Genomic DNA, 12,941 nt, shown 5'->3' with positions numbered 1-12,941 from the left:
TGTCATTTCAGGACCCGCAACATGTTCAACACCATTTCAAAAATATTTTTTTAAATTTTTATTACTATTTGTGTCTTCAAGATATTCTGCCCCATATATATGATCAGTGTCCAAAATTACTTGTGTATGTTCATCTAGCCAATTATAATTAATTAGAACTCTTCCGTCATTATATGAACCATAAGCAACATATATGTGTCCCGCTTCTTTATCTAATTCATATATTCCATTTTTAAATTGTTTCGTTAATCACCTTAAAAAAATAGGTCTTTCTTGATTTTTAATAAATTCATTTATACTATATTTTTAAATTTTAATATTACAATTAAAAAGTTTTTAATAATCCAACATAAAAATTAGATATTTTAAAGATAATCCTTTAACATCGATTTCATACTTTTCAATATATTCATTACTATAATCACCCTTTGGATAAAGCCTTTCTAAAACAAGGCTAGCAACAGCTTCTTCTCCGTCATGCTCAACTCAAATAGAAAATGTATCAACAACATCAACATTTTTATCTTTTTTATATTTTATATTGTTTTTTCTATATATTCTTAGAAGCGGATAAATTACAGTTGGTGCTGGTCACGTTTTATGACGCATTGGATTTATAAATTTAACTTCATTATCAATGAAAAAGTGAGTATTCGAAGCCGGTATTTTAAATTCAGGAACTTCTTTTATTGGTGATTCAAAAAAATCATGTATATCAACAAATTGATCAGGTTTAACTATTTTTATTTTATTTGGTAAGTATAAAAACATAATTTCTTTAGCTGATTCAAGTCATTTTTTAAATTCTTTATTAAAATCCGGTTCGGAACTTTTCTCTTTATTCTCAAATTCAAACTTATGAGCAATCATGAAATGATTAGAAATTGCATTTTTTTTAACAAAATCTATTATTTCTTGTTCTTTATTTGAAGTTTTGAAAGTCAATAATCTAAATGGTTTATTAATTACTTGATTATTATTTTTATAGCGAAGTCTAGAATATAAAAGATTATTCTCTGAATACCGTCTTTTGTATAGTCCTCCATCTAATATCTCTTCACCTTCGTCGTCATATATTTTATCAATTGGTTCATTCTTTGCGCAACTAATCGCAGCCATTGCTGGAATTGATATTGAAGATAAAGCCAATAAGCATAAATTAATTTTTTTTGCCATTATTTAATAAACCCCCATAGTTTTAAATAATTTGTCATCTCTGGACCTGTAACATGTTCAACACCGTTTCAAAAATATTTTTTTAAGTTTTTATTATTATTTGTGTCTTCAAGATATTCTGCGCCATATATATGATCAATGTCCAAAATTACTTGTGTATGTTCATCTAGCCAATTATAATTAATTAGAACTCTTCCGTCATTATATGAACCATAAGCAACATATATATGTCCTGCTTCTTTGTCTAATTTATATACTCCTTTTTCAAAATCTTTTGTTTTTGATTTTAAAAAAATAGGTTTTTTTGATTTTTAATAAATTCATTTATACTATATTTTTAAATTTTAATTTACAATTAAAAAGTTTTTAATAATCCAACATAAAAATTCGATATTTTAAAGATAATCCTTTAACATCGATTTCATACTTTTCAATATATTCATCACTATAATCGCCGTTTGGATAAAGCCTTTCTAAAACAAGGTTAGCAACAGCTTCTTCTCTGTTATGATGAACTCAAATAGAAAATGTATCAACAACATCAACATTTTTATCTTTTTTATATTTTATATTGTTTTTTCTATATATTCTTAGAAGCGGATAAATTACAATTGGTGCTGGTCATGTTTTAAAACGCATTGGATTTATAAATTTAACTTCATTATCAATGAAAAAGTGAGTATTCGAAGCCGGTATTTTAAATTCAGGAACTTCTTTTATTGGTGATTCAAAAAAATCATGTATATCAACAAATTGATCAGGTTTAACTATTTTTATTTTATTTGGTAAGTATAAAAACATAATTTCTTTAGCTGATTCAAGTCATTTTTTAAATTCTTTATTAAAATCCGGTTCGGAACTTTTGTCTTTATTCTCAAATTCAAACTTATGAGCAATCATGAAATGATTAGAAATTGCATTTTCTTTAACAAAATCTATTATTTCTTGTTCTTTATTTGAAGTTTTGAAAGTCAGTAATCTAAATGGTTTATTAATTACTTGATTATTATTTTTATAGCGAAGTCTAGAATATAAAAGATTATTCTTTGAATAACGTCTTTTGTATAGTCCTCCTTCTAATATCTCTTCGCCTTCATCATCATATATTTTATCAATTGGTTCATTTTTTGCACAACTAATCGCAGCCATTGCTGGAATTGATATTGACGATAAAGCCAATAAGCATAAATTAATTTTTTTTGTCATTATTTAATAAACCCCCATAGTTTTAAATAATTTGTCATCTCTGGGCCTGTAACATGTTCAACACCATTTCAAAAATATTTTTTTAAATTTTTATTACTATTTGTGTCTTCAAGATATTCTGCGCCATATATATGATCAATGTCCAAAATTACTTGTGTATGTTCATCTAGCCAATTATAATTAATTAAAACTCTTCCGTCATTATATGAACCATAAGCAACATATATGTGATTACCATCACGATTATAATATTTTCCGTTTTCAAAATCTTTTGTTTTTGATTTTAAAAAAATAGGTTTTTTTTGATTTTTAATAAATTCATTTATACTATTTTTGGTAATTTTTAATTTTGCGAAATTATAGTTAGTTGTACCGCCATTGTCCTTAACAAAATCGTCTAATATAATTTTTCTTTCTTCATAAACTGTTCCTTCTTCATAAAAGTGTTTATTTAAAATATCTTCCATGTAAATGTCATTTATTTTTGGAGAGAAATAATTATTGTATAGGTAATGTTTTTTTGTTTCTGCAGAGTATCTTTCCATATTTTCTTTTAATTTTATTGATGGTGATTTTCTATGTCTTGGGCTTCACTCTTCTGGATCTGGCTTAGTTATATCAACATGGTATTTTTCTTCTTTATTTATATATTTATTAGATTTTGCCATATTCATATAACCAGAATTTATAAAATACTCATTGTATAGCATCATTTGATTAACAACAATATATCCGCATATGCCATCAGAATCCTTTGATATATATTTATAACTATCATTCTTACCAAATGTATCAGTTGGTTTTGTTTTAAATATTCATGAATGATCTATTTCATTATCCGCATACAAAAACCCATTTAATTCTTCTCTTATACCAAATTTAGAATATTCCGATTTTTTTGCGTTTTGCAACTCTAATAAATCATTGTAGTTAAAATTAGAAAAATCAACTTTTTTTCTGCTATTGTCTTTGTTATTTTTTCAATCATCATTTATATTTTTATCATCAGTTTTCTTTTTGGGTCTTCTATGATCCCCTATCATTAATTTATCTCGATCGTTTTTATTTATTATTGATATTTCAACATTTGATTCTCTATAATATACCAAATCATCATTAGACATGATTTCTGAACTTAAATCAGATATGTTTCAATTAGGAATAACCTCTATTATTTTCTCTTTTTCTTGATCAAATACTGAAAAACCACTTTTTTCGTATCCTACTATATATAAATATTTATTCGTTTCAGGATTTAGATAGTTTCTACTTACGAATTTTATTTTAGTATCCACTCTTCCAGTTAATTTTATAAAATCATACAAACAATATGAGGATAACTTATCGCGGTATTGTTTTTCTATTCTTATTATATCCTCTTCGGTACTTTCGTATGGTATTCTTAAAGATACCATTGTAACAGGTGTAATAAGTGCTATTGCACCTAAACTAATATTTAAAAATTTTCTTTTCATATTTCCTTCTTTTCCCTTTTATAACCTTATTGTAATACTGTAAAAATAAATGTTTAATATTTAAAGAAAAAATCAATAAATTTTCACAAAAATTACCATAATCATATTTTTTTACTGCAATTTATAAAATGAATGCTTTTTTGTATAAGAAATTTATTAATTCTAACAATCCAATTTCTATATCCAAACTAAAAGCAATAAAAAAAATGGATAAGCATCCATTTAATTATTTACTACCATATTTCAAAATATTCAAATTTATCAGGTTGTTCTGCCATAGCTTTTTGTAATTTATTTTTAAATGATTTAGGGTTATTTGAAGTTTCATATCCAAAATAGTCATATTCAAAATTGCTTAATAAACCAAATCCATATGAATCGTCACCGATATTTTGCATAAATAAAGCGACCATATCGCCATTTTCATCATATACAACACTGCCAGATCCACCTGAAATTAGGTCATATTTTTGATTTTTAGATAAATCATCACTTTGAATAAAAGTTCTAAAATGACCATATGTTAAAAATCTTTGATCTTGATCACTTAGTTGAATATTTTCAATTCTATTTATAATATGTTCGCGATATCTTCTACCTGAAAATCCAGCATGACTATCGACTGGAAATGATGAAAGATATAATTTGACATAATCATTTTCATTTAAATATTTAGTTTTCTTGCTTAATTTAAGAGCTTTTAGATTTTTTCAATTTTCTAAATAATTAATAATCTTAGTTTTATTTTCAGCTTTAGCTTTTGCTAAAATTGGCTTAATATCAATAATCGATATTGAAATATCGGCATCTTTTCTATTGTCATTTTCGATTCTGCCATCTCTTCTTGTTTGATCTTTGACTTCTCAAAAGTTAAAATTAAAATAATCTTTTTCAACATCAACTGAAATATCATCAGATGCATTTCTAACTTTATTATCATCAAAATCATAAATTAAAAATTTCTTCATTACTTGGCTATTTTCTCAATGATTTTTTAAATTATCGCTAACATGACGGTTGGTTATAAAATAATATCTTTGGTCATTTTCATCGCTTGGTTTAACCTTGGCTAACATTGTTGATGTCCCACCGCCAACTACAAATACTCTTTTTCTTATATCGTTAAATAAAGATTGATTTTCATATTCAATTATTCTTTTGCCATTAGTAAATGATAAATTTTGATCATTTGAATAAAATAAGCCATTTGATGTTAGTTTTGGCTCGGTTTGATTTTTATATGTAATCTTTTCTAAAGAAAAAATTTCGTCATTTTCTTCAATGGTTTTATAAAAAATATCAATAATAGTCGAATATTTATTAATAACAATATTTTGCTTAATATTTGTATAATCAAAAGTAAAATCTTTATTAAAATCAGCATCTAATTTGGTTTTTAAAATTAGTTCGTCATCATTATTAATATACACTTGATATAAAATTGGGAGATCATAATTAGTTAATCTCAAATAGTTTGAACTTTCTTTGCCTTTTTCTAATAACAATTTTTCAATATCAACTTCAAATCTCATAATATTTTTTTGCACAAAATTAAAACCATAATTGCTTTGATTTTGTGCAAAAAGAATGTTAATGTTTAACTTACGATCTAAAAATGGTTTATTTAAATAATTAGTAATATCTTTTTTATAAATCAACTCTTTATTATTGATTAAATCTATTTCGTTGTTTTCTGCGTAACTTAACATAATTCTTTGATTAAGTTTATATAAATTGTTTTCATCTTTAATTCTTGCAAATAAATCAGGAATAATTTTTGAATCAGGTTTTTGAGCTGATTCAAAATTAATATTCGCCCATTTAGGTAAATTATTTTCTAAATTTTGAGCATAAAATGTTTTAATAACTTTTCTATATTCTTCATTAAAATACCTTTTTATTAGATTTTCATTATTTTCATTGGCCAATAAAACAACATTATCAGGAAATGTTTTATAATCAAAAACTGATTTAATGTCTTTAATTTCACCTTCATGACTTAATGCAATATTTTTGTCCAAATATTTCGGCTTAGGAAATGAAAATAATTCATATTTTTGTGAAGAATTTTCATGTTCGTAACCTTGATTATTTACTTCGTTTTTTGGATTTTCAAGCTGTTTGTTTTCTGTATTTTTATCATTTTCATTATGATTATTATTAATATTTTCGCCAGGTTTATTATTTTCACTTTTACTAAGTTCTTGATTAATATTATTGCTTTGACATGAAATAGCAATAATTGAAGTAGTAGATAAAAATAAAGGCAACAATAGCTTTAATTTAATCTTATTCATATCTCCTCCTTTGCAAAGTCTATATATTATATTTGAATTATTTTATTTAGTTAAAACTTATTTAATTAATTAAAAAACTAGCTTTTTATACAATACAAACAGCAAATTTATCTATTGGAATAAAAAGTTATAGGTTAATAAGTTTATTTATTGCTATTTTAATTTTTGAAGTCGAGATTTTGATATATTTTATTATATATATAAGTTAATAAATAAATAAATAAAATAATAATATAGGAGTTTCAAAATGAAAAGTAAAAAGATTACTATATTTTCGTTGGCTACTTTGGTAGCTATGTCTTCACCATTTGCATTAGCAATTTCATGTTCTAATAAAAATACCGAAGTAGTTGCTAATATTAGTATAGAATCACAAAGTGATTTAGAAGCTAAAATCGAAGCAAACATTGGTGATGTTAGTAAATCAGAATTTAATGAAATATCTTATAGATTAAAAAAAGAAAAAGATAATATTCGCAAATATAAAAATATAGTAAAAATTGACGAAGATGATTATGAAACTCAACTTGCTTGAGAGAATATTTTACATATTTTAGACAGCAATATTCCTGAAGATAATTTCAAAATTATCAAAATTAATAATTACAATTACGATATTTATGATTTATATGAAAATGTTTCAAAAGCACTACCAATGATTAAATTGCCTAAATCAGAATTAGATATTGAAGTTGTAATTGAAAAACTAAAACAATATTTTTCTGATGAAGAGATTGAAAATTTATCTCTCGAAGGACTTATAAATTTATTAATTAACAAGCGAAGAATTATTAAATTTGCCTTAAAATCTCTCGAAGGGCAGAGAATAATAAACATAACTATAATTAGAAAAATCATTAAAGCACATAATTACTTTAGAAGCAATGAAAATAACGTTGAGTCAATAAAGATTGAAGAATCAACCGTTACTAAAGAAAAGATCAAAAAAGCCATAAAACAAATTATTAAAAAATTAGAGTCACACAAAAATGACAAATCAGAAATTGAAAATGAAGAAAACAATAATGTAATCCATCCAGAAAATGATCAACCAGCTGATGATTCAAATAAAAATCAAGACGAAAATCATGAATCAAAACCAATAGAAAATGAAAATAACAATTCTGAAGGTAATACAGAAAATACTGACGAATCTATACCTGATAGAAAACCAAATCCATTTGCATCAGAATTATTCTATAAACCGTCTAACCATACACGTGTAGCACATTGAAATATTAAAAATTATGGATCAGATGACAAAAAAGGTTCTTCAAATCCAAAGGGGCTTAAGGTGCTTAATATTGCTAAGGCAATTTTAGCAACCGAAATGGACATTATTGGAATAACAGAAGTAAACTATAATAGATTAGACAAAGTTAAAATAATTGTTGATAAATTAAATGAACTATCAAACTCCGAAGATTTTGCTTATATTGGTGTAACCAATGTTCCTGGAGTTAATGAAAATAGTAATCAAAATGAAGACGTGGCAATAATATACAAGAAAAGCATAGCAGAGCCAATTGCTTTTGATAATAACGAAATTGGCGCTTCATTTACCAAAGAAATTTCATTTAACAAAAGAAAATATGCAAGACCACCTTTTGGCGCAATGTTTAGAATAAGAGGATATCAGAAACCAATAATCACAATCTTTGCTCACTTTGATGCTCCTGGAGCAGCAAAAAATGGCGAACCAGGCATTTCAAATTTTGAAGATATCAGAATCAAAAAGCAACAAGGAAGTTATGAAGTATATGAAACTATGGCATTGCCAGAAGTATTCAATTTCTTTGCTTCAATATCTAAAAATAAAGAGGCTGCAATTGTTTTTGGCGGTGATACTAATATCAAATTTGAAAACCATACATTATTTAGAAAACTAGAAGACAATTATGATTTAAAAAACTATTATTATGATTTAGAAAATAGCGATAGGTATAGAACATCTTTAGGAAAAACTAAAAAATATTCAGAACCATATGACAAAATATTATTTAAAGAAAACAAAGATGTTAATTTCATAGATGCTAGCGAAAAAGAACAAATCGAGAACTTTAAAAATGTTCCATTTAAACTTGATACAGTTGGCGCTTTTAAAGATAAAATCTGAGACCTTGAAGAATCAAGAAGAGTAAACCAAGAATATGGCAACGGCGAAACCTCAGAACAAAAATTAGCTAATACCGTTTCTGATCATGCGCCGGTTATGATAGATTTCAAACCAAAAAACTAATACAAAAAAGCATTGAATAATCAATGCTTTTTTGTATATTAACCGAATATTTTAGAGAGCTCTTCTTCACTAAAAACATTATCGTTTTTAAAAATTTCAAGATTTTCTTTTCAAGTATAAATTGATTTTAGAATTTCTGTTTTGGTTAAATAATCAATGGGAATAAAAATATAAAGCTTGTATTCTCCTTGAATGCTATCTATTTGATCATCAGTAATGATTGAACGAATTTTTTGATAATGATTTTTTAAATCATATAAAGAAGAGGGCAGTTTTGAAATTAACTCTTCTAAAAAACTCTCTGTAATTGCTTTTTCAGGAAGTAAACTAAAATCATCAATTTTATTAGCTTCTCATTTTCTTAAATATTTGTTTTTAAATATATATTTCATGATTATCCTTTATATAAATCATAATTTTCTTTGTATTCGTCAAAATTTTTCATCAAATAATTTACCAAATCAGCCACCATTATCATGGCTAAAACATCATTATGACAATAACGTTTTAAATCTTCAACTTTAGAATTTCATTCATTATCTTTAATAGCGCCCAATAATCTTGCTGTAGCAATTTGTAAAGCCATTCCACCATTTTTAACTTTAAGTTCATGATATGGGAAAACTTTATGTTCCAATTCTAAATTATTTTCAGTAACAAAATGCTCAATTTTTTTAATTGAATATCTACCCTTAATTGCCCCAATTAAAATTATTGTATCGCTAAAAGTTGCTTTTGAACCACTAAACAATTTCGCTATATCAACCAAGTTATTAATAATTTGGTCTTTTTTGTATCTTAATTCTTCTAATTTTTTTTGAGAAATATTTTTATATTTTTGTAAATTTAATTCAAGGATTTCAAAAGCCTCCTTAATTCTTGATTTTTCATAACTTTCATTAAACACGACATAATATTTTGCTTCTTCGTCATATAAATCTTCAATAACTTTAATTAATGTTTCATAGCTATATTTTTGCGGGTCATAAACATAATCAAAAGATTCTGATTCAATAATATTATTATTTATTGTTTTAATAATTGAATTCTGGCATATCAATTGTGTTCATTGTGGTGAAAAATCAATAATTGGCTTAGTCGAAGTTACCCCTTCAAAGTCAAATCACACAATTTTAACGTCTTTTTCATTGATAGCCTCATAGATCTTATTTTTTAAAATCGAAGGATTTATTCAAATTAAGTTTTTATCAAAAAATTCCAAAATCTTTGGTTTGATGTTATCTGAAAATTTTTGCGGTCAAGTGTTGGCTATCTTTAATTTAATAGCCTTTTTAGAAGCTATAGCATAATCAGGCAATAAATTGTCTAACATAATTCTCAAATAAACATCATTAAGCTGTACTGGGCAAGTTAAATCATCTTCAGTAATAATTTCTTCTAATTTGTTAATTTCAGGAAAATCTTCAGGACTATTTGCCATTCTAACAAAACGTTCAAATGGACAAATAAAAGGTCGCTGTTCTTCTTCGCTTTCTGAAAATGACAATATACTTTCGAGTTCTTCATTTATATGTTCAATGATTTTTTTTGCTTTAGATTTAAATAATACTCTTCTTGAAAAGTCATAATTAGGGTTCTTATGAATTATGTGGTTTAGTTCGTCTTGATCATCAAAATCTTCATCTTTAGTGCTAGCTTTTGATTTTGCATGATTTGCATATTCAGAAAACTGAAATTTAATTTCATTCTTTTTAACATTTTTCCTAAGTTCTTTAATCATTGGAATAATTTTTACATTTTCAACTTCAAATCCAGCTTCTCTCATTACCTTAACTTCAAAATAGGCTTTAACAATATCTTTTAGTGAGCTTTTTGAAGAATATAATAATATCCCGATGGTTTTTTGTTTAACATCATAATAAAATGGTGTTGCTAAACATTTTTTATACTCAAAAACCGGCGATAATAAGAGCTCATAGCCATCTTTTATAGCGGTTATTGTGTCTTGAATTTTAGTGTCAGTAGCAACCTTAAGCGGTATAATTTTTAACTTATCAAAAATATCTTTATTTGACTCTTTATAATAATTTAAAACAAATTCTTTGGCGCCTTGAACAATAAAAGGAATAGCTTCGGCCGAACTTTCAAATTGCGAAAATTTTGCTGTAATTTCATTAAATAATGATAGCTTCCCATTTTTATCTAACAGATTAAAAAAATCTGGGTCATTTTTTATTTTTTCTTCTAAATAACTTAATTTTTCAATCGGGTTTGAATACAAAATTTCTTCTTTTTTACTTTCTTCAACAAATTCTAAAAAGTTTTTGTCAAATTCTTTATCAATGTAATCTAACGAAAAATCTAGCAAGTTAAATTCACTTTCGCTTTCTTCAGTGTCATAAAGTTTATCTAAATTTTTAATAAAATAATCACTAACATCATTAAAGGCAAAAAATGCCCTGTGATTGTTAGCAATTATAAAATCTTTTGCCTTATAATATTTTTTTCTTTCCATTATGAAACCTTAGGTACAGCTTTTTTATCTTCAACTCATTTTAAATATAATTTTTCTCATTGATCTTGATTTTCGCATTTTAAAAATTCAATCAAATCTCCGTCAATCAAATCATTTCAAACTGGGCTAATGCCTAAGTTTGTATACTTTTCAAATCATTCAGTGCAAAATTTAATATCATCCAAAACTTGCTCTTGATTTATTGTAAAATTTCAATTTTTTATAATACGTTTAGTAATGTCAACTGCTTCCGGGTTTGCATAGTCGTCTTCTTCTAAAAAACAAGCAACAATTGAAAATTTTTCGCTTCCCATTAAATATGTATAAAGTTGTGCTTGTTTAATATATGATGGGTCCACACCATATTCAAGTCATTGGTCATATTTTTTTCTACCAGCTGTCTTTATTTCAATTACTAAATTTAAATCTGAGCAATAACCATCAGGTAATCCACCAAATAGTTCATTATTTTTAAAATAGTCATAATTATACTTTTTAGCGGGATATGTTTGCAAATCACGTTTAAGAGATTTCTTAACTATATCCAATATTTTAGGTTCTAATATAACACCGGCGTCAATATATTTAGTATCTAACACAGGCATTCCAAAGCCGCAAAGTCTTGCGTAAGCTGCGAACTGACTTTTAAATGATCCCAAACCCATAATATCACCAAGTGCAGAACCGGTCATTTTTCTAAAACCATTAAATGTACCCGGTTTATTTGATTGGCGGATTTTTAATAAATCTTCATTAACTATAAAGACTTTATTTTCAAAGTCAAGTGTATAGTGTGTTTTATTAAAATATTGTCTTTTTGGTATCAATATTTTATTACTCATTAATTCCCTCTTTTTCTAATTTTAAAAGTTCAGTATCAGTAAATGAAACACGTGGATATTTAGAATAAATAACATCTAATATTGCTGATATATCAGCTTTAGGATCTACATCTCTAAATAAATGAGCTTGTTCGTGAGCATCAATTGCATCCATCACAATTGCTAATTTTTTGTTTTTTTCAATTGTTCATGATTGCAATATTTCTTTTAAAATCGCATCAATTTCTTTTTCTAATTTTTCTGGGTGAAAACAATGAACGATTTCGTGAAGTAATGCAAAGAATATTAGTGGTTCGGCATTATACATATCTGATAAAAAGATGTATCTTGTTCCTCTTTTTTTAAGAGAAATAGCCCTAATATTACAATCTTTAATATGAGGTTTAGTAATCAAAACAATACCTTTTTTAAATAAATAATCTTTAACAGTATCAACTTTTTTGTAAAAACTCATTTTCTTATTTGAAATAATAGTCATAATTTTTTTCATAACTATTTCAAAGAAGTTAATTCTAAATGCGCCTTCTTCGTCATGTTCAATAAAACGCGCTAAAGAAAGTTCACAATATCTAATTCATACTAAACTATGCGGATTATCTGAATAAATTCCATATTCTGCCATAATATGTTCTTTTAAATATGAATCGTAATCACTTAAATTTTTAACACCGTAAAACTTTTTAAGCATAATCATTTTACAAGTATTACTCATATGCTCACTAACATTAATATTTGCAACTTTAGCTAAATTAGGATTTTGAATTAGGAAATCAACTCCATAACGTTTTGATGTTTTTATAAAATCACTATTATTATTTTCTATTTCAGTATTAGTTGAATAAATATTATAAATTTGAATTAATGTTCCCGCATCTAAATCAAATGCATATTCTATTGCTTCGATTAATGAAGCACTCAAATCCTGAAATTCATTATTTAATATTTGGTTAAGGTATTTTGTGCTAACGTTTATTCTTAATGACAACTCCCTTTGTGTCATCTTGAATTTTTTTAAATAATATTGTAATTCCTCGCTGAAACTATTGCCATGAAGTTTTACTTTATTTTTAAAATCACATAAACTTCTTGCCTCCATATAACCTCCTTATGTTTCTTGTCGTTTAATTATTATAAATTATAATATAGTTAATTCAACATATTAGATATTTTTTCAAGATAAAATAAAAGCATTTTTATTTACAATAAAAATCATCTCAATATAATGCTTAA

The 12,941-nt window shown here is 25.5% G+C and carries 10 protein-coding genes; 1 reads left to right on the top strand and 9 read right to left on the bottom strand.

Annotated elements, in window-relative coordinates:
• Positions 1-336: 336 nt before the first annotated feature.
• From AB5V95_RS00830 to AB5V95_RS00810, 5 genes are all read right to left on the bottom strand, one after another.
• Positions 337-1,176 carry a hypothetical protein gene (locus AB5V95_RS00830; protein ID WP_369086009.1) on the bottom strand — a complete coding sequence of 280 codons (840 nt, stop codon included), beginning with the start codon at positions 1,174-1,176 and terminating at the stop codon, positions 337-339.
• Positions 1,176-1,322 carry a hypothetical protein gene (locus tag AB5V95_RS00825; protein ID WP_369086008.1) on the bottom strand — a complete coding sequence of 49 codons (147 nt, stop codon included), beginning with the start codon at positions 1,320-1,322 and terminating at the stop codon, positions 1,176-1,178. The genes AB5V95_RS00830 and AB5V95_RS00825 overlap by 1 nt, the downstream gene beginning before the upstream one ends.
• A 220-nt stretch (positions 1,323-1,542) precedes the next feature.
• The gene (locus AB5V95_RS00820) at positions 1,543-2,382 is read right to left on the bottom strand and encodes a hypothetical protein (protein WP_369086007.1); all 840 of its coding nucleotides are present in this window, start codon (positions 2,380-2,382) and stop codon (positions 1,543-1,545) included.
• Positions 2,382-3,857, bottom strand: coding sequence for a putative cysteine peptidase (locus AB5V95_RS00815; RefSeq protein ID WP_369086006.1), 1,476 nt, complete (start codon positions 3,855-3,857; stop codon positions 2,382-2,384). The genes AB5V95_RS00820 and AB5V95_RS00815 overlap by 1 nt, the downstream gene beginning before the upstream one ends.
• Positions 3,858-4,090: 233 nt before the next feature.
• On the bottom strand, positions 4,091-6,154 hold the full coding sequence (locus AB5V95_RS00810; RefSeq protein WP_369086005.1) for a hypothetical protein: 2,064 nt from the start codon (positions 6,152-6,154) through the stop codon (positions 4,091-4,093).
• Between the two features lie 247 nt (positions 6,155-6,401).
• On the opposite strand from AB5V95_RS00810, the gene AB5V95_RS00805 reads away from it, so the two are divergent.
• Positions 6,402-8,393, top strand: a complete 1,992-nt coding sequence (locus AB5V95_RS00805; RefSeq protein WP_369086004.1) for an MnuA family membrane nuclease — start codon at positions 6,402-6,404, stop codon at positions 8,391-8,393.
• A 38-nt stretch (positions 8,394-8,431) separates the two neighbouring features.
• Here AB5V95_RS00805 and AB5V95_RS00800 read toward each other — a convergent pair whose 3' ends face one another.
• Genes AB5V95_RS00800 through AB5V95_RS00785 form a run of 4 tightly spaced genes read right to left on the bottom strand, consistent with a single transcriptional unit; the run spans position 8,432 to position 12,807 of the window.
• Complete coding sequence (locus tag AB5V95_RS00800; protein WP_027122654.1) at positions 8,432-8,785, bottom strand: hypothetical protein; 354 nt, start codon at positions 8,783-8,785, stop codon at positions 8,432-8,434.
• Between the two features lie 2 nt (positions 8,786-8,787).
• Positions 8,788-10,869 (bottom strand): UU173 family protein, encoded by a 2,082-nt coding sequence (locus AB5V95_RS00795; protein ID WP_369086003.1) that lies wholly within the window; start codon positions 10,867-10,869, stop codon positions 8,788-8,790.
• A complete protein-coding gene (locus tag AB5V95_RS00790) occupies positions 10,869-11,711 on the bottom strand; it encodes an MAGa7180 family putative nuclease (RefSeq protein WP_369086002.1) in 843 nt (280 codons plus the stop codon). The genes AB5V95_RS00795 and AB5V95_RS00790 overlap by 1 nt, the downstream gene beginning before the upstream one ends.
• On the bottom strand, positions 11,704-12,807 hold the full coding sequence (locus AB5V95_RS00785) for a helix-turn-helix transcriptional regulator (RefSeq protein WP_051520264.1): 1,104 nt from the start codon (positions 12,805-12,807) through the stop codon (positions 11,704-11,706). The genes AB5V95_RS00790 and AB5V95_RS00785 overlap by 8 nt, the downstream gene beginning before the upstream one ends.
• Positions 12,808-12,941 lie beyond the last annotated feature (134 nt).

Source organism: Metamycoplasma spumans (assembly GCF_041026625.1).
In the GTDB taxonomy this organism is placed as follows: Bacteria; Bacillota_I; Bacilli_A; order Mycoplasmatales; family Metamycoplasmataceae; genus Metamycoplasma; species Metamycoplasma spumans.
Note: the sequence above shows the minus strand (reverse complement) of the source record. Positions and strands in the feature narration are given on the sequence as shown.